Annotated in this window: 17 protein-coding genes and 1 riboswitch; of the genes, 6 read left to right on the top strand and 11 right to left on the bottom strand. The window is 55.8% G+C overall.

The features are described 5' to 3' along the window. Positions 1 to 129 precede the first annotated feature (129 nt). From ACN0RL_RS17640 to ACN0RL_RS17615, 6 genes are all read left to right on the top strand, one after another. The gene (locus ACN0RL_RS17640; RefSeq protein WP_417519167.1) at positions 130 to 1,161 is read left to right on the top strand and encodes an alpha/beta fold hydrolase; all 1,032 of its coding nucleotides are present in this window, start codon (positions 130 to 132) and stop codon (positions 1,159 to 1,161) included. A gap of 205 nt (positions 1,162 to 1,366) precedes the next feature. Then, positions 1,367 to 1,480: riboswitch (guanidine-I (ykkC/yxkD leader) on the top strand. A 66-nt stretch (positions 1,481 to 1,546) separates the two neighbouring features. Next, positions 1,547 to 2,362, top strand: coding sequence for an ABC transporter permease (locus ACN0RL_RS17635; RefSeq protein ID WP_417519165.1), 816 nt, complete (start codon positions 1,547 to 1,549; stop codon positions 2,360 to 2,362). Further along, entirely contained in the window at positions 2,362 to 3,147 is a 786-nt protein-coding gene (locus tag ACN0RL_RS17630; RefSeq protein WP_417519163.1) for an ABC transporter ATP-binding protein, read from the top strand. Before ACN0RL_RS17635 ends, ACN0RL_RS17630 begins: the two co-directional genes overlap by 1 nt. A gap of 7 nt (positions 3,148 to 3,154) precedes the next feature. Continuing rightward, positions 3,155 to 4,948, top strand: coding sequence for an allophanate hydrolase (gene atzF, locus ACN0RL_RS17625; protein ID WP_417519161.1), 1,794 nt, complete (start codon positions 3,155 to 3,157; stop codon positions 4,946 to 4,948). 323 nt (positions 4,949 to 5,271) lie between these two features. Next, positions 5,272 to 5,658, top strand: a complete 387-nt coding sequence (locus ACN0RL_RS17620; RefSeq protein WP_417519159.1) for a hypothetical protein — start codon at positions 5,272 to 5,274, stop codon at positions 5,656 to 5,658. Positions 5,659 to 5,687: 29 nt separating this feature from the next. Further along, entirely contained in the window at positions 5,688 to 6,770 is a 1,083-nt protein-coding gene (locus tag ACN0RL_RS17615) for an alpha/beta hydrolase (protein WP_417519157.1), read from the top strand. A 55-nt stretch (positions 6,771 to 6,825) separates the two neighbouring features. On the opposite strand, the gene ACN0RL_RS17610 is transcribed toward ACN0RL_RS17615, so the two are convergent. From ACN0RL_RS17610 to ACN0RL_RS17560, 11 genes are all read right to left on the bottom strand, one after another. Next, a complete protein-coding gene (locus ACN0RL_RS17610; protein WP_417519155.1) occupies positions 6,826 to 7,758 on the bottom strand; it encodes a formate/nitrite transporter family protein in 933 nt (310 codons plus the stop codon). Positions 7,759 to 7,799: 41 nt separating this feature from the next. Next, positions 7,800 to 8,525: a molecular chaperone DnaJ gene (locus tag ACN0RL_RS17605; RefSeq protein ID WP_417519153.1), complete on the bottom strand. Its 726-nt coding sequence runs from the start codon at positions 8,523 to 8,525 to the stop codon at positions 7,800 to 7,802. Between the two features lie 46 nt (positions 8,526 to 8,571). After that, a complete protein-coding gene (locus tag ACN0RL_RS17600) occupies positions 8,572 to 9,279 on the bottom strand; it encodes a VWA domain-containing protein (RefSeq protein ID WP_417519151.1) in 708 nt (235 codons plus the stop codon). Positions 9,280 to 9,327: 48 nt separating this feature from the next. Next, positions 9,328 to 11,802: an EAL domain-containing protein gene (locus ACN0RL_RS17595; RefSeq protein WP_417519149.1), complete on the bottom strand. Its 2,475-nt coding sequence runs from the start codon at positions 11,800 to 11,802 to the stop codon at positions 9,328 to 9,330. Positions 11,803 to 11,808: 6 nt separating this feature from the next. Beyond that, positions 11,809 to 12,885, bottom strand: coding sequence for a polyamine ABC transporter substrate-binding protein (locus ACN0RL_RS17590; RefSeq protein WP_417519147.1), 1,077 nt, complete (start codon positions 12,883 to 12,885; stop codon positions 11,809 to 11,811). 32 nt (positions 12,886 to 12,917) lie between these two features. Further along, the gene (locus ACN0RL_RS17585) at positions 12,918 to 13,964 is read right to left on the bottom strand and encodes a polyamine ABC transporter substrate-binding protein (protein ID WP_417519145.1); all 1,047 of its coding nucleotides are present in this window, start codon (positions 13,962 to 13,964) and stop codon (positions 12,918 to 12,920) included. A gap of 321 nt (positions 13,965 to 14,285) precedes the next feature. Beyond that, the gene (locus ACN0RL_RS17580; protein ID WP_417519143.1) at positions 14,286 to 15,266 is read right to left on the bottom strand and encodes an NAD(P)H-dependent flavin oxidoreductase; all 981 of its coding nucleotides are present in this window, start codon (positions 15,264 to 15,266) and stop codon (positions 14,286 to 14,288) included. 1 nt (position 15,267) lies between these two features. After that, positions 15,268 to 16,377 carry a zinc-binding dehydrogenase gene (locus ACN0RL_RS17575; RefSeq protein ID WP_417519141.1) on the bottom strand — a complete coding sequence of 370 codons (1,110 nt, stop codon included), beginning with the start codon at positions 16,375 to 16,377 and terminating at the stop codon, positions 15,268 to 15,270. Between the two features lie 195 nt (positions 16,378 to 16,572). Then, entirely contained in the window at positions 16,573 to 17,757 is a 1,185-nt protein-coding gene (locus ACN0RL_RS17570) for an acetyl-CoA C-acyltransferase (RefSeq protein WP_417519139.1), read from the bottom strand. 217 nt (positions 17,758 to 17,974) lie between these two features. Further along, on the bottom strand, positions 17,975 to 20,068 hold the full coding sequence (locus ACN0RL_RS17565; RefSeq protein WP_417519137.1) for a 3-hydroxyacyl-CoA dehydrogenase NAD-binding domain-containing protein: 2,094 nt from the start codon (positions 20,066 to 20,068) through the stop codon (positions 17,975 to 17,977). 151 nt (positions 20,069 to 20,219) lie between these two features. Then, positions 20,220 to 21,014 (bottom strand): IclR family transcriptional regulator, encoded by a 795-nt coding sequence (locus tag ACN0RL_RS17560; RefSeq protein WP_417519216.1) that lies wholly within the window; start codon positions 21,012 to 21,014, stop codon positions 20,220 to 20,222. Positions 21,015 to 21,042: the final 28 nt, after the last annotated feature.

Below are 21,042 nucleotides of genomic sequence, written 5' to 3'. Positions count from 1 at the left end.
GGCAATCATTGTGCGTTCTGGCATGTTTCTTCCTAGGCTTTTACCATTCAACTTACATGCCAGCATGTATATATAATTCAAATAACCTTAAATAAAAGGCTAAAACCAGCCACATCTCCCGGGGGGAAAATGTCCAAAAAGCAATGGTTTAAAAATGATTTCAAGGCAGGCGACCTGGTTTTGAATAACGGTAAAACACTGCATGCCGCAAGCCTGCGCTATCATCGAATCGGAGAGCTGAACGCACCAAAAGACAACTTGATTCTGCTGCCGACGTATTATGGTGGTGCAGCCGCCGGCAATTACCCTTGGGTTGGTCCGGACTGTCCACTTGACCCAGACAAGTACTGCATTGTCATTCCTTCCATGCTGGGCGCAGGCGAGTCGTCCTCTCCATCAAACACCCACGGCCAGGATTCCGCCGCAGGCTTCCCCGCCATCAGCCTGTACGACAACGTGATGCTGCAGAAACGACTGGTTGACGAGGTGTTCGGGGGCGCCCACATTGCCTTGGTAATGGGCTGGTCCATGGGCGGAATGCAGGCACTTCAATGGGGCTGCCTGTTTCCTCAACAGGTGCGCGCCGTACTGGCTACCTGTTGTACTGCACGCTGTTATCCCCATAACAAAGTGTTTCTGGAGGGCGTCAAAGCTGCCCTGGCCTGTGACCAGAACTTTCAGGGTGGCCATTATCAGAGCCCGCCAGAACAGGGGCTCAGAGCCTTTGGCCGGGTTTACGCTGGCTGGGCCTATTCCCAGGCCTTCTTCCGCCACGAACTCTGGCGGAACCTTGGGTTTCACTCCATCGAGGCTCTGCTTCAATTCTGGGAACAGGACCATCTCACTCAGGACGCAAACAACCTGCTGACTGTTCTGGACACCTGGCAACGAGGTGACATCAGCGACAATCCAGTGTTCAAAGGCAACTACAAGGCCGCCCTTGCCGCGATCACCATGCCCACGCGGGTAATGCCGAGCGCCACAGATCTCTATTTCACCGCAGAAGACGCCGCCCGGGATGCCTGTCAAATGCCGGGCGCCACGTTTGAAGCACTCCCTTCTGACTGGGGGCACATTGCCGGCGGCGCCGGGCGTGAGCAACAGAGTCACCAGAAAATTCTGGCAGCAGCCGCATCTCTGTTAAGAGAAACAGGGCCATAAAAGTGCACCTGAACGCCCATTGCACAAAAATGGGGCGCACATCTGTGCCGCACCAAACCAGACTGCGGCGGATACACCGCTTTCACGAATCTGGCACGCCACCTGCAATGATTCAGGCAGATGGTTTTGAGAAACCTGACCCGTTTACAGCATCGTTCATAGCGCCCTTAAGCGGGCGCGAATCACGCGGCGAATAAAAACGGACAAAATGGGTGACTAGGGTTCCGGTCCGGACGGCTCTGCAATGGCAGCCCGGATGGCTGGTCCGAGAGTTACCGACCTCTGGGAGGTTACACGGCGGGACAAAAGCCCGGGAGACTGAATCGTAAGGAATGCTGTTCCCAGCGATGACCGTGCCGTGATGTGTGACCAGAGGAGATAACCTATGCGACTGATCAACCGCCATCCGGGGCGGGTCTCGGCTACCCTGTTAGGCCTGCTCCCCTTCCTGTTGATCATGCTGATCTACAGCCTGGCTTCCCAGGAGCGCCTGGCAGAAAACCCCAACGACAAACTGTTACCCGGCGTCGAACAGATGACGGCCGCCATTGATCGCATGGCGTTCCAGGAAGACCGCCGAAGCGGCGATTATCTGATGTGGCAAGACACAACCGCAAGCCTCCAGCGCCTGGGTATGGGTGTTGGCATTGCCGCGTCACTGGCTTTAGTGGTGGGTTTGCTCAACGGAGTTCTGCCACTCATCAGGGCCAACCTGGCGCCGCTGGTATCGACGCTCTCGATGGTACCGCCACTAGCGCTCTTACCCATTCTGTTTATCGTGTTCGGTCTTGGCGAGCTATCCAAGGTCATGCTGATTGTCATTGGTACCGCGCCGATCATGATGCGGGATGTGGCTCAACGGGTCCGGGAACTCCCGGGCGAGCAACTGATCAAGATCCAGACCTTGGGCGCCAACTCTTGGCAGGTCATTGTTCGCATGGTTTTGCCCCAGATTCTGCCCCGACTGATCGATGCAGTTCGACTCAGCCTGGGCCCAGCCTGGCTGTTCCTGATTGCCGCGGAAGCCATAGCGTCCACCGAAGGTCTGGGCTACCGCATCTTCCTCGTCCGACGCTATCTGGCAATGGATGTGATCTTGCCCTATGTCATCTGGATTACCATTCTCGCCATCGTAATCGACCAGTGTCTGCGCTTAGCCAACCGTAGACTGTTCCCTTGGTACAATGCGGGAGGCCACTGATGAGCTTCATTACCGTTAAAAATCTTTGGAAAGAGTATGGCAATCAGGTCGTGCTGGAGAACCTGAACCTGAGTGTCAATCAGGGCGAGTTCTGCACTCTGGTAGGTGCATCCGGTTGCGGCAAGTCCACCTTCCTGAAAATGCTTCTCGGACAGGAAACATTGAGCCGGGGTGAGCTGTTGCTCGAAGGAAATGCCTTTCCCGAAGAGCCAGACCGCAACCGCGGCATCGTGTTTCAACGTTACTCGGTGTTTCCGCATCTTACGGTGCGACAGAACGTATTGCTGGGACTGGAGCTGGAGCAAAGCCCCTTGATGGGCAAGTTATTCGGTTTAGCCCGCAGGGAGGCCCTGAAGGACGTAGACGCCATGCTGGAGGCTGTTGGGCTGGCTCACGCCGCCAACAAGTGGCCCCACGAACTGTCCGGAGGCATGCAGCAGCGTTTGGCCATTGCCCAATCCTTTGTCATGAAACCCCGGATTCTGCTGTTGGATGAGCCCTTCGGTGCGCTGGACCCAGGCATACGCGGCGACATGCATGAGCTGATTCTCAAGCTCTGGCGCGATACCGGTACCACTATCTTTATGGTGACCCACGACCTTTACGAAGGCTTTCATCTGGGTACCCGCCTGCTGGTATTCGACAAGGTCCGCAACGACCCGCAACAACCGGAAGCGTACGGCGCCACCATCACCTATGACCTGCCAATCGGTCAGACCGATCGGCAGACCTATGAATCGATTGAAACCTCCGTGTCGAAAACGGCCCGGAGCCTGTCAGCGTGAGACACCTATGAGAACCACCATTAACCTCGACATACCTTCATTGCTGCAAGCCTACCGCAGCGGCGACCTGACACCAGCAACCGTGGTGTCCCACTTGCTACAACGCGCAGCAGAGTTCAGCCATCACAACGCCTGGATTCATCTGGCTAGTGAAGAGGAGCTGGCCCCCTACCTGGAGCGCCTGCAGCAAGCCAGCCCGGATGAGCTGCCTCTGTATGGTGTACCGTTTGCCGTGAAAGACAACATTGACGTGGCTGGCATGCCCACCACCGCAGCCTGTGAGGCCTATCGCTATCAGCCGGAACGGCACGCTGCCGTGGTCGAGGCCCTGGTTGGCGCCGGTGCTATTCCATTAGGCAAAACCAACCTCGACCAGTTCGCCACCGGGTTGGTGGGCACCCGTTCACCGGAACCCTGGGGAGCCTGCCGTAACAGTTTTAATACTGACTATGTTTCTGGCGGGTCCTCCTCCGGTTCGGCTGTTGCCACCGCCTTGGGACTCGTCAGTTTTGCGCTAGGAACAGATACCGCCGGCTCCGGCCGGGTTCCAGCAGCATTCAACAACGTGATCGGGCTGAAACCCACGCTGGGGCGACTGAGTGTGCGCGGCGTGGTACCCGCCTGCCAGAGCCTGGACTGCGTCGCCATCTTCGCCCGCACCGCCCAGCAGGCTCAGAGCGTACTCACGGTGGCTTCCGTGCCCGACCCCGAGGATCCCTGGCAGCTCCAGGCCCCCATCGGGAATCGCCCAATGCCGTCACAGTTCCGTTTTGGTGTGCCATCAGATGAGCAACTGGACTTTGACAGTGATGAGGGTGCCCGAGCGCTATTTGCCAAGTCCGTTCACCAATTGGAGTCTCTCGGTGGCGAAAAGGTCACAGTGGATTTTCAGCCATTTCTGGATGCAGCCAAACTGTTGTACGAGGGCCCATGGGTGGCAGAACGCTACCTTGCCACCAGCCCGCTGATCCAGGAGCAACCTGAGGCACTAATGGAAGTAACCCGTGGTGTTATCAGCCAGGGCGCCAATGGCTCCGCTGCCGATGCCTTTCGGGCTCAGTACCGACTGAAAGCACTCAAGCATGAGGCGGACCGGGTATGGGAGCAGGTCGACGTTATGCTGACCCCGACTACCCCGACCATCTACACTATCGATCAGTTGAAACAGGAGCCGGTGGCCCGTAACAGTCGCTTGGGCACTTACACCAACTTCATGAACCTGCTGGACTACAGTGCCATCTCGGTGCCGTCCGGGTTCCTCGATACCGGGCTGCCGCTGGGCTGCACGCTGTTCATGCCAGCCTTCCAGGACGAGGCCCTGCTGGCTCTGGCCAGCCGCCTACACCCCCTGGCATGCAACACTGTTGGCGCGCTCGAAGATACCCTGGACAGTCCAGCACTGACGGCCACAGCCGGCACAATAGAGGTACTGGTGTGCGGCGCCCACCTCACCGGGCTGCCCCTGAACCATCAACTCACCAGCCGCAACGCGGTGTTGTCGGAAACCACCGAAACAGCCAGTTGCTACCGCATGTACCTGCTGGCAGGAGGGCCGCCTCTGCGCCCGGGCATGGTCCGTGATGAAAGCGGCGGCACCAGCCTGCCAGTGGAAATCTGGCGAGTACCAGCGGATCAGTTCGGCAGTTTTGTGGGGGGTATTCCTGCGCCCTTGGGTATTGGCCAGGTGAAACTGGCGGACGGCCGCTGGGTGTCAGGCTTTATCTGCGAGCCAATCGGGCTGGAAGGTGCCGAGGAAATCACCCACTTGGGCGGCTGGCGGGGTTTCCTCCAGTCGCGCTGATCACCTAGCCCCGATGTGGCCCTCCGACGGGGGCGCAGGTTCGAATCCTGCTGGGCGCGACAACTTTTAAATGCGCCCATGTCTGGTCACATACGTCCCTGAGACAAGTCAGCGGTGGTGATAAGGTCGTCGTAACGGAAGAGCCCGGGATGTGGCGCCAGCAGAATGTCATAGTCGGGAGACACCCTCCTCCAGAAGCTAACGGCTTGAACAGTTCGATGGAAGGATTTTGCGATGAATACCGGTCAGCTCGTTACCCGGGTAATAAACGACGGATCAGCCTCACCTGTGCCCATCACCGTTTTTTATGGATTCACCTATTCATGGATGTGAACGGCCGGGAAGTTCGACCTTGGACAGACGCCCTCTTCCAGGCAGAAGGATTGGAGAGTTATGATATCTGGTGCCTCAGCCGAGGCTTGGCTCGCCAGTCGTCGGACTACAAAGCAGCGTTGGCACCGGCGAACTATCCCAGGCAAGGCTCTCATGACGGCCGTGGGCCACTGAGTGAGGAGCGCCTGGCGTTGTTCTGCAAATTTATGCTCGAAACAGCACTGGATCAGGTTCATTACATTTCGGATTTAATGGAAAGAGCAGATGCGATCGCTTTGACCGGGATGCCTGAGCGCAGCTCGCGCCAGGCGCCTAGCCGTATACCTTACTTCAGTTTTTACGAGCACCAGCGCTTCCTGCTGGCAGCTCACCCGTAAACTGCCCTGAAACCACGCAAGGATTACTCATGATTTTCGGAATCGCCTGGTTTGCAATGATGTGGTTTGGCCTGTTGATGGTCGCGCTGGTGGCGGCGGTGGTGTTTTTACGGCGCCGCAAACGCAATGCCCGGGATGAACGCGAAGCGATCACTCGCCCCGAACAAAGCGAAGCCCACCAGCAAGTGCTTGAAATGGTCAAAGGAATACATACCGCGGCTGACGGCCTTCATGGCCGGGCTCGTGTGAAGGCGCTGCGTCGCTATATGGATAGCATGAGCGATGGCCTGGAATTCGTCTCGGAAATCCGCCCTTCTGTAACCGACGAGCCCAAAGGGGAGTGGGTGATTGCACCCGGTGCAAAACCCAATCGCAGGATTCTCTACATTCACGGCGGCTCCTGGATCGCCGGCAGCCCGAAAAGCCACCGCGCCATCACGGACCGGCTGTCGAGGCTGGCCAACGCCTGCGTGTTCGCCATCGATTACCGGCTGATGCCGGAAAACCGCTACCTCGACGGCATCGCCGACTGCCAGCAGGCTTACCGCTGGCTACTCGACAACGGCCCGGACGGGAAGGCTGCAGCCGATTTCATGGTGGTCGCCGGGGACTCCGCTGGTGGCAGCCATACTCTTGGGCTGAATGCCTGGATACGAGACCAGGGGCTGCGACCACCGAATGCTGCTGTTGCTCTATCGCCGTCTACCGAGCTCATGCTCACGTCACTGGGGAAACGAGCCAACCTGAAAACCGATGCCATGCTCGGGCCAACCATCGAGAAACTGGCGCGGGTACCCCTTCCGCTACTGTGGTGGGGCACGGTTTTGGGCTTTCGGGTGCTGCCCACCAGCCCGATAGCCTCTCCAATACGAGGCGCCCTTCACGACCTCTCGCCAACACTCATTCACGTCAGTGAATCGGAATTACTGCTGGAAAACGCCCAACGATACGCGGCAAAAGCTCAGGAGGCTGGTTCCCCGGTGGAAATAGAAACCTGGCCCGACATGGTTCATGTATGGCATCTGTTCACGCCTCTTTTGCCAGAGGCAGAGGAAGCATTCGAGCATATTGGTGAATTTCTGACTCGGGTAGAGGCTAGCTCAGCGAAATAGAATCGTGGCGTCTCTATAGGCCATCTGAGGCCATACGCCTTCCCTCCATTTCGCATCACATTTCTTCATGAACCTGGCCATAGGCCAGCATTGCGAACAAACCCGTACCGCCGAGAATGTTGCCGAGGAGTACAGGGGAAATATGGTAGATCAAGGCGGTAAAGATATTCATTTCCCCACTCAGCACCAGAGTGAAAATTTCATTTGACCCAGCAATGACATGGGTAAAATCACCCGCCGCGATCAACCAGGTGAACATGACGATAACCAACACTTCGGATCTCTTCGCCGAAGGCAGCATCCAAACCATTGCCGCTATGAAAAAACCGGATGGTATACCGCGTAAAAACGTCTCGACCGGAGTCAGCTCCGCCAAATGGCGCGATATTTCCATGATCGCCGCGAGGGTTTCGGCGGGAAGGATACCCCCATGGACGCCGATGGCGGCAGTAAGAAACGTGCCACACAAATTGGCAGCGAGCACAATCCCCCAAAGGCGAGCGGCGCAATAGAACCGGTTGCGCGTCGGATCAGCCAGAACCGGCAGCACAACTGTGATCGTGTTTTCGGTGAACAGTTGAAGCCTGCACAGGATAACCAGAACGAATCCGAACGAGTAACCAAGGCTTTCAATCAGCGTCAGGTACGGGTGATCCGAGCCAAGGTTGGAGCGGATAATTCCTTCGACAAGGACCGAGGTCGAAATTCCGACCCCTGCCGCCACACCCGACCACCAAAGTGAGATTTTTGGCCGACGAAGCTCATCTTCGCCCTCGCGCAGAATAATAGAGTAAACGGTCAGGGGCGACAGATTGCCATGCTCGGATACGGTATTGCGCTCTTTCTGAGTCAGTGACTTTTCGCTCTGCGTTGGCGTCTGCTCGCGGGATTCGCGATCCTGCGCTTTGGCACGAGTCTCTTGCTCTTCCGCGACTTCCTCGGCCTTCTTTTTGGAGGAGGTGTTCCGATCGGCTTCCCCGTCTCTCATTTAACTGTCCTTTAGCGATCCAGTAGGTGCCATTATGCCTTTCAGCTCAGCAGGCGCTCTTTGGCTTCATTCACGCGAGCTGCGAGGTAGTTACTGCCACCACGGTCCGGGTGTATTTTTTGCATCACCCGGCGGTGGGCCTGGACGATCTCATCCCGGCTGGCGCCCGCCTCCAACCCGAGGATATCCAGGGCTTCGCTGTCGGTGAGGCCACCGCTGCCGGAATGCTCACGCTCACTACCAGCGGCGTCGTCAGCGCCAGCCGGATCATCAGCGCGCCAGGAATCACCGAAGCGACGGTCCAGATAGGTTTCCAGAAGCCGGGCAGAATCTTCGTCGTTGTCACGGCAATACTGCAACAATTCGATGAAATCACTCTCGCCCAGATCCGCCAGCGCCCGCCCGGCCATGGGGCCTTTCAATACCTCACCACTCATGGTTCCGGAGTCGTGATCCAGGGTCATGTCGAGGATATCGCTGGAAACATGAGACTGGCTGCCCGGTTTGGCCTTGGCTCCCCCCATTCCCAAACCCGCCACCCGACCCATCAACAAAGATGGCAGTACCCGGCGCAACAGTGGAAGCAGGAAAACCAGCAAGGCAAACAGGATGTTCAAACGACCGGTAACGGCCAAAAGAGCCAGTATCAGAACGCTGGCAATCAACGCCAGTTTAATAATAGCCGGTTTTCGTTGGCTGGGCGGCTGGCTGCGTAACCAGACCCACGCCACAACTGTTATTGCGATAACCAGAAGCGTTAATGGCACTCGGATACTCCGGGCAAAATGGCCCACCGGTTGATTGAAACAAGCGCTATCTGATCTGCTGAGTCAAACGCTTAACCTCCGCGGAGCTACGGCTGGAATAATCCTGCAAAGCCTTGGCTCCCCCCGAAGCATAGACCGCAACAGCGGCCATAAGATCCTTCAGCACCTGAGGGCTGTTACGATCAAAGGGCGCATAGGCACCCCCCGACAATTTGCTCACCTGTTGAAACACTGCTTTGGCATGTGGGTCGGTGCCCTCGTGGAACATGAACACCGGGGTTCTCAACATGCCCAACTCACCAGCAATATGACAGAGTTCGTCCACCGGCTCCTCACAACAATCCCCGATAAACACCACGGCCTTGACGGCCTTTGCCCGGGTTTCGTCCCTGGCGTGCGCCAGCACCCTGCTAATCTGGGTTCGCCCGCCCATACAGGAAACGCCGTTCATCAGGCCTAGCAGCTGGCCGGTCTCGCTGACAAAACCCGTGGCTTTGAATTCCCGGAAACCGCGGTAGTAGCATAGCTGAATCGCCAGGCCACCAAGATCCCTGGTCGCCAGAAAAAGCTCGCTCTGCAAGTGACACGCCTGATCCCAGGTAGCATCACGACTTGCCGTGGCGTCCAGAGCGAATATCAGCCGACCGGGCTCGCCACCTCGCCCACCACCTCGCTGAGGCAGTTTGCGAACCTGTTGGATAAACTGGTCGATGGACTGTTTATCGGATTTGGTACGAAGCTCTTTGTCAGACATAGGCGTTAGCACCCCTCGTTCCGCCAAAAAATGATATCGATGCGGCCTCTATATTGGCTTGAGAGCCGCAGTGAGTTCTCTATCCTTCAAAAACCGGGCCATCTCAGGCGCGGGCAACGGTCGGCAGAGCAGATAGCCCTGCAGCTGATCACATCCCTCACCCGCAAGACGAGCTGCCTGTTCTGGAGTTTCGACGCCCTCAGCGGTTGAGCGCAACCCCAGGCTTTTGGCGATAAACAGAATGGCCGATACGATGGCGGCATCTTTGGGGTCAACAAGCATATCCCGCACGAAGCCTTTATCGATCTTGAGCTTGTCTATGGGCAATTCCTGCAGAAGACTCAAGGATGAGTAACCCGTACCAAAATCATCGAGTGAAATCGTCGCACCTTTTTTACGCATCGCATCCAGATCACTGATCACCTCCGGCCGGACCCTCATCAACGCGGTTTCTGTAATTTCAATCTCCAACTGCCAGGGGTAAAGCGAGTTATCCTCCAACACCTCACTCACTATAGTGACAAGGTCCTGGCGCTGTAGTTGTATCGCAGAGACGTTGACCGAAACAAAGCCATCGGTAAACCCCGCAGCCTGCCAGACGCTTAACTGGCGCCCCGCCTCACGCAGAACCCACTCACCAATCGGCAGAATCAACCCGCTGTCTTCGGCGATTGGAATAAACCGGTCAGGGGGAATAATGCCCTCAAGTGGATCATCCCAACGCAACAGCGCCTCCAACCCTATGACTTTACCGGTTCGGGCCTGTACCAACGGCTGATAATAAAGCTCCAGCTCATTGTTGCTTAACGCCCGCCTTAGCCTGCCTTCCAGCGAGATATGTTCGAACACAGCAAGACTGTAAGAGGCGGAATAGAACTGGAAATTGTTACGCCCCTGCTCCTTGGCCTGATACATGGCGGCATCGGCACGTTTTATCAGATCATCCACCTCAGTACCGTCATCGGGAAACAGTGATATACCGATGCTGCTGCCGCTGTAGATCTCCTGATGCTCAAAATAGAAGGGTACTTTCACGATATCGAGAATGCGTGAGGCAACCTTGGCTGCGTCCAGGGAATCAATGACCTTGGGCAGCAACACAATGAACTCATCGCCACCGAGGCGAGCAAGAACGCCCGATGTGTCGGGAACAGTATCCTGATGAATGAAATCTTCCGCCCGAAGGATAGACGTGAGACGGACCGCCATTTCCTTGAGCAGTTGATCACCCACCTGATGACCCAGGGTATCGTTGACCCGCTTGAAGTTATCCAGATCGAGAAACAGTACGGCCATTTTGCCATTCTGCCGGCGGGCGAGAGAGATCATGTGGCGTAGATTTTCATGAGCCAGGAATCGATTGGGCAGGCCGGTCAGGCTGTCGTGATAGGCCAGACGCTCGATCTTGACGCGTGACTTTTCCAGGTTACCTGCCATTTCCTGAAAGCTCCGCACCAACTGGCCAAGCTCATCCTTCGAAGATAACGCGATCTTCGGCGTCAGGTTTCCATCGCCGATCTCGCTGATGGCGATCATCAGGTGCCTTAATGGTCGGGTCATCAGAAAGCTCATGGCGACCAACAAAACGGTAATCAACAGTATTACGGTGCCCAGTACGACCCAAGCGACGGTTCTTCCAAGACGTCCGCCCGCTTTGAGCAGCTCTGCTTCCGGCAGCAAACCGATCAGCAATAAGCCTTCGCTCAAGCGCCGGGTTGACAACAGACTCTTCGAATCCTGATAGGTCACAGACACGAGCTGTGCGCTTTCCCCGGCCTCCAAGGCCTTGGTAATCAGTGACGCCGGCATACTCTTGCCCAGCTGAGCGGGATCTTTATGGAAAAGGATCTCGCCGGTTTCACTGACGATAAACGTATGGCCGTTTTCACCAACCCGGCTGGTAGCCACCTGCTCTGCCATGAAATCCAGCCGCACGGTGACCACCAGATAACCGCGTAGCGTCGGCGTGCTGTTGAGTGGGTCCTGAGTGGCCAGGTCGATCAGTCGGATGGGCCGTGCGACCTGCAGCGTCAACGCATCAATATCGGGGCTATTGGACACCTTGATAAATGTCTCGCCCTCGAAACGGGTGAGCTCCTTAAAGAACGGTGTATCGCCCTCCTCCTCGGTGACATTCCGTATCGGTATCGATGTGGAGCGGGCATCCTCGTAGCCGTCCGGAAGCAGAAAACGGATCTCGGAATAGTCAGGATAGGCCCGTAGATAACTGGAGAACAGCTTAAGCAGGGAAGGCAGCATCAACACATACCGCTCTTCCTCGTCTTCTGTCAGCGCGTAAGCACGCATCAGCGAGGCATCGGAAAACAGTTTGACGTTCGCTTCTGCAACGTCCTGATGCATCTGGAAGTTGCGTGCCATTTGATCTACCAGCGCTGTCATCTGGCTTGAGCTGCGCTCTATTGCCGTCGTGCGCAGCTGGTCATAGGCAAACCAGCCCAGGATCAACAGCGGAATAACCGCCAGGGGTACAACGACTAACAGAACCTTGGCATGAAGACGCATAAGCGTTTATGGGGCCCGGTTCACGATACGGGAAAAAATCGCTGCACGGCGTTTTTGCGCGCGAGCCGACAGGCGATGATAAGTTTCCGATTTTTCCAGCGCCTCCTTGCTTGGGTAAAGAATCGGGTCGTTTTTGAACTCAGCCGGCAACAGTGCTTCAGCTGCAAGGTTTGGAGTGGCGTAATAGACGAACTGCGCCAATCGCGCAGCGATCTCCGGCTCGTTGAGGAAATTGATGAACTGATTAGCGGCTGATTTATTGGGAGAGGCGCTGAGAACACTCAGATAATCTACCCAGATATTGCTGCCTTCCTTGGGTAGTACGAAAGCAATCTCGTCGTGGTAACCCTGAATCATCAAGGCATCGCCGTTATACATCATGCTCATGGTAATCTGGCCGTTTAACAAGGCGGAATGCTTATCCCTGGAAATGTATTTGTAGGTCCTGACTGCAGGTGCCTGCGTTTGCAGTAGCGCCTCGGCCTCCTTGAGTTCTTGCGTATCGGTGCTGTTGAGCGAATAGCCTGACGCTTTCAGTGCCACGCCAATCAGGTCTCTGGTATCGCTGATCATCGCAACCTTGCCGCGCAGCCCCTCCACGGGTCGTAACAAATCCATCCAGCTAGTCACCCGAAAAGGCACCAGGTCCTGACGGTAGACGATGCCCAATGTACCCCAGAAATAGGGCACGCTATACACCTCTGCCTCCTCGTGAACAGCGCGCCAGCGCGGATCAATGTGCTTCAGGTTGGGAATATCCGTTTCGTCGACTGGCTCTAGCCAGCCGCGCTTCGCCAGAATCCGAATCGCGGTGCCATCGATAAGCGCTAAATCAAAGCCTCGCCCGCCGGTTGCGACCAGAAGCTCATCCCGATGAGCATCCGATTCGAAATAGGTTTGCTTCACCACAATGCCGGTGCGTTGTTTGAACTCTTTCAGGATCTCGGGATCCATGTAGTCCGACCAATTGAGGAAGTTCAGTTCCACTGGCGCTGCCGCCTGCACCGGCACACCAAGCACAAACAGAAACAACCCCACCAGCAAGGCTTTATGTTTGTTTACGGGGGCTTTGTTTCTATTCATCGCAAAAGGCCCGTGAGATGAGCGATCGGTGGTCAATAGACAATACGTGAGAAAATGGCCGCGCGATTTTTCTGAGCCCGGGGAGGCAAGCGCTGATAGGCTTCCGAGTTCTCCAGCGCCTCGGCACTCGGATAGATAACCGGATCCTCTATGAAGCTTGCCGGGAGCAATGCTTCGGCGGCTTGGTTGGGAGTAGCATAATGGACATATTGTGCCAGCTGCGCAGCGATCTCCGGCTCATTGAGAAAGTTGATGAATCGTTTAGCGTCCGCCTTATTGGATGAGGCGCTCAGCACGCTCAAATAGTCGGTCCAGATATTGCTGCCCTCTTCCGGAAGCACAAAGGCAATGTTGTCGCTGTAATCCTGCAACATCCGCGTGTCGCCGTTATACATCATGCTCATGGCAACCTGGCCGGTTAATAACGCGGAATCTTCGTTAAGGGAAATATAACGGTAGGTTTCGACCGCAGGAGCCTGCGCTTGCAGCAATGCCTCGGCTTCCTTGAGCTCTCTTGGCTCGGTGCTGTTGAGCGAGTAGCCGAGGGCCTTGAGAGCCGCGCCAATCATATCCGCGCTATCGCCAATCATGCTGATTTTGCCGTGCAGCTCATTTACCGGCTGTAACAGGTCCATCCAGCTGATCACAGGGAAAGGAACCATATCCTGACGATAGACAATGCCGAGCGTGCCCCAGAAATAGGGCACGCCAAAATCCTCGGCTTTTTCAAACGCGGTACGCCAGCGAGGATCCACGTGCTTCAGGTTAGGAATACTCGACTCATCAAGAGGCTCGAGCCAACCGCGCTTCGCCAAAATCCTGATTGAGGCGCCATTGATAAGCGCCACATCAAAACCCTTGCCCTCTGTCTCGAGCAGCAGTTCGCCCCTGGCTGTATCGGAATCGAAATAACTTTGTTTAACCGTAATACCGGTGCGTTGCTTGAACTCCACAAGCAGTTCCGGATCCATGTAATCCGGCCAACTAAGAAATACCAGTTCCTTCGAGTCTGCCGCTTGCGCAAAAACTGCGGCAACGAGCAACAAACACCTTGCCCATGTCGTTTTACCAGAACGCATCGTATTTCCCTTCAATTGCAGGCAATAACGCACACAGCCAGCTCCGTGCTACGAATCCACCCTCTCCCATTAATACGTACGAAATTCATTATTACCACGGATAAATTGTAGATCACAAAGCGTTCCGCAACAGGGCTCAATAAATAAAACTGCATTCCAATTCAGTTGAGTGCATCCCAATGTCGCTAACGACGATAATTTGACGCCACGAGGCCGAGCCATGGATCACGGCGAGATTAAAGACGGATAACGGTCTTGAGAGTGATTGGCCTGCGTCTGCCAACAAGACGATTTCCCGGTAAGCCCGGGAAATCGAATGCACTAGCCCTCGAGAAAGCCCGCCAGACGCTCACGCACAATCGACTCGGCCTCTGCCATGATGCGCTGAATCAGCTCATCGCAGGTGGGGATATCGTGAATCAGCCCCGCCACCATGCCGCAGCTCCAGGCGGCTTCGTCCATTTTGCCCTCCTGTAGTACAAGACGGCCCTTGGCGCCGGTGACCAGGTGGCGGATATCATCAATGGTCACCTCTTCTCCCTTTTCTTTTTCAATACGGATGATTTCTTCAACGGCGGCGTTTTTCAAAACCCTTTCTGTATTGCGCAGGTTGCGCATAATCAGACGAGTCTGCAGCTCATCCGACTCCACGATCGCCTGCTTGACGTTATCGTGAATCGGGGCATCCCTGGTGGCCAAAAAGCGGGTGCCCATGTTCATGCCCTCCGCCCCCAGAGCCATGGCTGCCACCAGGCTGCGGCCATCGGCCATGCCGCCTGAGGCAACAAACGGAATCTTCAACTCTTCAGCCGCCCGAGGGAGCAGGATGAAGTTTGGTATGTCGTCTTCACCCGGGTGGCCACCACACTCGAAGCCATCAACGCTGACAGCATCACAGCCAATCCTTTCCGCTTTCAGGGCATGTCGCACGGAGGTGCATTTGTGAATCACCTTGATGCCAGCCGCCTTGAGCTGAGGCATATACTTTTCAGGGCTGCGGCCCGCCGTTTCAACGGCTTTTACTCCACCTTCAACAATCGCATCGATATACTCGGGATAAGGCGGTGCATTGAACGAAGGCAGGAAGGTGAGGTTCACGCCAAAGGGTTGGTCGGTCATCTTGTGGCAACGGGCAATCTCCCGAGCAAGATCCTCAGGCGTAGGCTGGGTAAGCCCGGTGATAATACCCAGGCCGCCGGCATTGGACACGGCGGATGCCAGTTCGGCATAGCCGACATGGTGCATGCCGCCCTGGATGATCGGGTAGCGGATGCCAAACATCTCGGTGATTCTGGTTTTCATATCACGGCTCCATCACGATCACGCCGCGGGCATTCTTGCCCGCCACCATGTCATCAAAAGCCTGGGCAGCTTCTTCAATAGGGTAGGTACGTGTAACCAGCTCATCCAGCTTCAGCTTGCCGGCTTTGTAAAGCCCGATGATGCGCGGAAAATCATATTGCGGGCGGGCCGAACCCAGCCAACTTCCTTTCAGGGTGCGCTCGTCAGCCGGCAGGGTCAGTGTGGTGATTGAGGTTTTGTCTTTCGGGTCGGAAACGCCCACAACGATGGCAGTGCCGCCACGGCCAAGACTTTTGTAGGCCTGCTCTACAACAGCGCCTGCGCCAACGCATTCAAAGGCGTAGTCCACGCCGCCAGTCAGCTTTTTAACGGCCTTGGCTGCATCCTCTACTTCGTTGATGTTGATCGTGTGGGTAGCACCAAACTCTTTCGCTATCTCCAGCTTCCCGGGATTGCTGTCTACAGCTACGATCATCTCTGCACCGGCGGTAGCACAGCCCTGGATTGCGTTGAGACCAACACCACCGACCCCGAAGACTGCCGCACGGGAGCCTGGCTCCAACTGCGCGGTATTGAAGACGGCGCCGACGCCGGTCATTACCGCACAACCCACAAGCGCTGCATTCTGCATGGGCACGGTTTTGTCGATTTTTACGCAGTTATCCACGTGCATGGTCGCGTATTCCGCCATCACACCGCAGGCTCCGAATACGTTAAGGGGCTCGCCGTTGGCGTCTTTGGTTCGCACGGTGCCATCGGGCAATGTGAACATGGCCTTACGGGCGTTCTCGCACAGCACCGGCCGACCACGCACGCACTGGCGGCACTTGCCGCACATGGAAATAAAGGAGCTGACGACGTGGTCGCCTTCCTGAAATTCGGTTACGCCCTCACCTACTTCAATGACCACACCAGCAGCCTCATGCCCGAGCACCAAAGGTGGTGGGTACGGGATTTTGCCAGTGGTGGCGGAGAGGTCGCTGTGGCATACGCCGCAGGCGGCTATTTTCAGGGTTATTTCACCCCGTTTCGGGCCTTCAACAGTAATGGTCTCCACCTGAACGGGTTGGCCCCATTCACGGCAAACAACAGCTTTGGCTTTTCTGTCCATGGTAAGTGCTTCCTGTTGGTGATCTGGAGGGACTGGAACTTTGGGGGCTGGCCCTGGGGTGGGGTGCCTTTTCTTCTGGGAAAAACAACTCGCTGCGCTCAGACATTTTTTCCCGACAGAAAAGGCACCCCACCCCCGGACCAATTAGTCGCCTCGGCTTGTTCTGACTTTCCTGCTGCCAATCGTATTCACAGGTTATACAACTTCAAATAAACCAGCTGCGCCTTGGCCTCCGCCTATGCACATGGTGACGACAACGTATTTGGCGCCGCGGCGTTTGCCTTCAATCAAAGCATGACCTGCCAGGCGAGAACCGGTCACACCGTACGGGTGGCCGATGGAAATGGAGCCGCCGTTAACGTTCAGCTTTTCCATGGGAATACCCAGACGATCACGGCAGTAAACCACTTGCGAGGCAAAGGCTTCGTTCAGTTCCCACAGATCAATGTCATCCATGGTCAGACCATTGCGCTCCAACAGGCGCGGAATGGCAAACACCGGGCCAATGCCCATCTCATCCGGCTCGCATCCGGCAACGGCAAAGCCCCGGAAAATGCCCATAGGCTCAATGTTGTGCTTCTCAGCGTAAGTGCTGTTCATCACCGTGCAAACAGACGCACCGTCAGACAACTGACTGGCATTACCCGCCGTCACAAAATTGCCCTCACCGCGCACCGCGTTCAGGCTCTGCAGGCCCTCAAGCGTCGTGTTCGGGCGATTGCACTCATCACGTGTGAGAGTGACGTCTTTCTTACTGACTTCACCCGTTTCCTTGTCCTTCACCATCATCGTGGCGTCGAACGGCACGATCTCATCATCGAACCTGCCCGCTTCCTGGGCGGCAGCCGTGCGCTGCTGAGAGATCAGAGCGTATTCATCCTGAGACTCACGGCTCACGTTGTAACGCTGGGCGACGATATCGGCCGTTTCAATCATCGACATGTACAGCTCAGGCTTGTTCTTCATCAACCACTCATTGGTCGCATGAAAGCTGTTGAGCTTATCGTTCTGCACCAGAGAAATAGACTCCACGCCACCGGCCACCATCGCCGGCACCTTCTCGGAAACCACCCGCTGTGCGGCGATAGTGATCGACTGCAAACCCGAACTGCAAAAACGGTTGATCGACAATCCGGCAGTGGTCACCGGCAAACCCGCACGAATAGCCGCCAAACGCGCCATGTTCTTGCCCTGAGCGCCCTCGTGGAACGTGGCCCCAAGAATCACATCTTCAACAATCGCCGGATCAATACCCGCACGAGCAACCGCGTGTTCAATAACGTGCCCTGCAAGATCCACACTGTGCGTGGCGTTCAAAGCGCCGCGGTATGACTTCCCAAGACCGGTACGTGCAGTAGAAACAATAAGCGCATCTGACATAAAAATTGCCTCAAAATAAAAATGAAGTACTACCCCGCCGAAGGGTACGAAAACGATACAAATGCCCTAACCAAGCCGGCTTGGTGCGGGTGGTCTTTTCTGCCGGAAAAAAATGTCTGAGCGCAGCGAGTTGTTTTTTCCAGAAGAAAAGACCACCCGCGCCGAGCCAGCCCCCGAAGCTTGATCAATCAGAGGCCAGCACAAACCTCAAACGGCCTCACAAGTCGCTAAACTTCCGACCATCAGCAACCAACTGCTTCAGCAGACCAGCAGGCTTCCACTGCTCCCCACCAACCGAAGCGTGATACTTCTCCACCGCAGCCAGAATCACATCCAGCCCAACCTGATCCGCCCAGAACATAGGCCCACCACGATAAGCCGGGAAACCATAGCCATAAATCCAGACCACATCGATATCCAGAGCCCGGTCAGCAATACCCTCCTCCAGAATCTTCGCTGCCTCATTCACCATCACATACATGCAGCGCTCAAGAATCTCCTGATCCGTAATCTCACGGGAAGCAATACCCTGCTCCTTGCGGAAATCCTCAATAATCCGCTCCACCTCAGGATCCGGAATCGGCTTACGGCTGCCTTCCTCATACTTGTAAACACCCGCCATGGTCTTCTGGCCCAGGCGATTCTGTTCTGCAAGCTTGTCCATCCAGCTGGGCGCTACATCTTCGCCGGCGTTACGCAACTCTTCACGAATGCGATACCCCACATCAATACCAGCCAGATCCGACATGGCAAACTGACCCATAGGGTAACCCAGATCCGTCAGCACCTTGTCGACCTGCTGTGGTGTAGCGCCTTCATTAACCAGCGCCATGGCTTCAGTACCGCGCTTGTGCAACATGCGGTTGCCCACGAAACCGTGGCAGTTACCTACCAGCACACCCACTTTCTTGATTTTCTTGGCAACGGCCATCACTGTCGCCTTCACCTCATCAGAGGTCTTGCTACCGCGAACGTTCTCCAACAGCCGCATCACATTGGCCGGGCTGAAGAAGTGCATACCTACAACATCTTCCGGGCGCTTCGTCGCAGAGGCAATTTCATCAATGTCGAGCGTAGACGTGTTGGAGGCCAGAATGGCTCCGGGCTTACAGACACTGTCCAGCTTGGCAAAGATCTCTTTTTTAACCGCCATGTTTTCAAACACAGCCTCGATCACCAGGTCCACGTCCTTGAAATCGTCATAGTTCAGGCTGCCGGTGATCAGCGCCATCCGGTCTTCCACCTGCTCCTGGGTGATACGACCTTTCTTTGCGGAGCTTTCGTAATTCTTGCGGATAATGCCCAACCCTTTATCAAGGGCCTCCTGCTTCATTTCCACGATGGTGACGGGGATACCAACGTTAGCGAAGTTCATGGCAATGCCGCCGCCCATGGTGCCTGCACCAATGATGCCAACGCTGTTCACATCACGTACTGGCGTATCCTTGGGCAAGCCCTTTACTTTGGAAACCTGGCGCTCTGCGAAGAAGGAGTGAATCAGCCCGGCGCGCTGCGGTGAGTCCATGCACTCCATGAACAGTTCTCGTTCGCGCTTCATACCTTCCGGGAACGGCAGGTTAAACGCTGCTTCAACGGCATCCACACACTTGAACGGAGAAAACTGACCGCGAGCCTTCTTTTGAAGAGCCGCACGGAACTGCTCAAACACGTCGCTGCCCTTGTCGGCCGCAATCTTGTCCGTCAGGTCACGAACCCGGCGAACAGGCCTGCCCTCGTCGGCAATCTTCTGTGCATAGGCCATACCGGCCGCTTTAACATCATTGCCATCATCAACGGCATCCACAATGCCGAAGGCCAGCGCATCTTTGGCTGCGACGAACTCGCCTGTGGTGATCATCTCCAGTGCTTTCTGCGCGCCAGCCAGGCGCGGCAAACGTTGAGTACCACCGGCACCAGGCAGCAGGCCGAGCTTTACTTCCGGCAGGCCCACTTTGGCGCTGCTCAGTGCAACCCGGTAATGGCAACCAAGTGCTGTCTCCAGCCCGCCGCCCAGCGCCGTGCCGTGGATCGCAGCTACAAGGGGCTTGTCGCTGTTCTCGAATTGTTCAACTACCGCAGGCAAACCGGGGTCCTGCATAGGCTTACCAAACTCACGAATATCGGCACCCGCAATAAAGGTACGTCCTTCACACACCAGCAAAAGCACCTTGGCCTCAGAATCCTTTTGCCCTTGTTCCAGCGCGGCAACCAGGCCTGAACGCACCGCATGGCTGAGGGCATTGACCGGCGGGTAATCCACTGTAATCACGCCAATATTGCCTTCAAGACTGTAAGTTACGACTTCAGACATAATCTTTTCCTCGCTTTATATGGAATTTAGTTTTAACAAGCGAAACATCTGTACGATTTAATACAAGTTCTCTCCGGGTTTCAACCACCATTTAATACCGTGCATAAAAAAACCGCAGGAGGGAATCCTGCGGTTTTTTTATGCGGCCGGGTTAAACGCCCAGCGATTCAATGTCACTTGCCAGCATCGCCAGCTGGTGCGCAATCGAGTCGCGAAGCCTTTCAGCTGGAACCAGGTAGGACGGTGCTGCACAGGTCAATGCCATGGTCGTTCCGTCTTGCAAATGAACGGGGACACCCGCAGAGTTGATGTTGCGATCCCACTCACCGAGTGAAAGGCAGAAGCCATGCTTCTTATAGTCTTCCATGGCGCGATCCAGGCCTTCCTTTTTCTCAGGCCAGGCTTCCGAGCCATATTTCACCGCCATCGCGTCATCAATAACCTTTCGCCCCTTGTCTGAAATCGCACAGTAATAAGCCCTGCCCGCAGACGTCGTCGCCAAAGGCAATTTTTTACCTATATCCATGCGCAACAGGGAGGCTTCCGGCGGCAGGCGGTTTTCCACATAAATCATATGCAGGCGATCATGGCAGGTCAGGCCGATAGACATATTATTCTGGCGGGCAAACTCATCCATGTAAGGCTTGGCCAGCTGACGAACTTTCAGGTTGGACACATACGCATAACCCAGCGCCAGCACGCCGGAGCTGAGCTGATATTTTTCCAGCTGGGTGTTGTAACTCAGATACCCCAGTTTGGTCAGCGTATAGGTCATACGGGACACGGTTGGCTTGGGCAGGCCGGTAAGCCGGGCAATATCCTGGTTACCGAGAATCACCGAACCCTGACTGAAAGCACGCAACACATCCAGACCACGCGACAGCGCCTCGACGAATTTCCGATCTTTCTCCGGCTTCACCGGTTCGCCGTCACCGGAGGCTGCCATCAGTTCCGGTGAAAAGGTTTTTGCTTTA

Source organism: Marinobacter sp., assembly GCF_048259445.1.
Classification (GTDB): domain Bacteria; phylum Pseudomonadota; class Gammaproteobacteria; order Pseudomonadales; family Oleiphilaceae; genus Marinobacter.
The sequence above is the reverse complement of the archived record's forward strand: the minus strand, read 5'-3'. Positions and strand labels throughout refer to the sequence as shown.

Coding starts and splice junctions, on each gene's coding strand:
- ACN0RL_RS17640 (WP_417519167.1), top strand. CDS start 130: ATGTCCAAAAAGCAATGGTTTAAAAATGATTTCAAGGCAGGCGACCTG.
- ACN0RL_RS17635 (WP_417519165.1), top strand. CDS start 1,547: ATGCGACTGATCAACCGCCATCCGGGGCGGGTCTCGGCTACCCTGTTA.
- ACN0RL_RS17630 (WP_417519163.1), top strand. CDS start 2,362: ATGAGCTTCATTACCGTTAAAAATCTTTGGAAAGAGTATGGCAATCAG.
- atzF (WP_417519161.1), top strand. CDS start 3,155: ATGAGAACCACCATTAACCTCGACATACCTTCATTGCTGCAAGCCTAC.
- ACN0RL_RS17620 (WP_417519159.1), top strand. CDS start 5,272: ATGGATGTGAACGGCCGGGAAGTTCGACCTTGGACAGACGCCCTCTTC.
- ACN0RL_RS17615 (WP_417519157.1), top strand. CDS start 5,688: ATGATTTTCGGAATCGCCTGGTTTGCAATGATGTGGTTTGGCCTGTTG.
- ACN0RL_RS17610 (WP_417519155.1), bottom strand. CDS start 7,758: ATGAGAGACGGGGAAGCCGATCGGAACACCTCCTCCAAAAAGAAGGCC.
- ACN0RL_RS17600 (WP_417519151.1), bottom strand. CDS start 9,279: ATGTCTGACAAAGAGCTTCGTACCAAATCCGATAAACAGTCCATCGAC.
- ACN0RL_RS17595 (WP_417519149.1), bottom strand. CDS start 11,802: ATGCGTCTTCATGCCAAGGTTCTGTTAGTCGTTGTACCCCTGGCGGTT.
- ACN0RL_RS17590 (WP_417519147.1), bottom strand. CDS start 12,885: ATGAATAGAAACAAAGCCCCCGTAAACAAACATAAAGCCTTGCTGGTG.
- ACN0RL_RS17585 (WP_417519145.1), bottom strand. CDS start 13,964: ATGCGTTCTGGTAAAACGACATGGGCAAGGTGTTTGTTGCTCGTTGCC.
- ACN0RL_RS17580 (WP_417519143.1), bottom strand. CDS start 15,266: ATGAAAACCAGAATCACCGAGATGTTTGGCATCCGCTACCCGATCATC.
- ACN0RL_RS17575 (WP_417519141.1), bottom strand. CDS start 16,377: ATGGACAGAAAAGCCAAAGCTGTTGTTTGCCGTGAATGGGGCCAACCC.
- ACN0RL_RS17570 (WP_417519139.1), bottom strand. CDS start 17,757: ATGTCAGATGCGCTTATTGTTTCTACTGCACGTACCGGTCTTGGGAAG.
- ACN0RL_RS17565 (WP_417519137.1), bottom strand. CDS start 20,068: ATGTCTGAAGTCGTAACTTACAGTCTTGAAGGCAATATTGGCGTGATT.
- ACN0RL_RS17560 (WP_417519216.1), bottom strand. CDS start 21,014: ATGGCAGCCTCCGGTGACGGCGAACCGGTGAAGCCGGAGAAAGATCGG.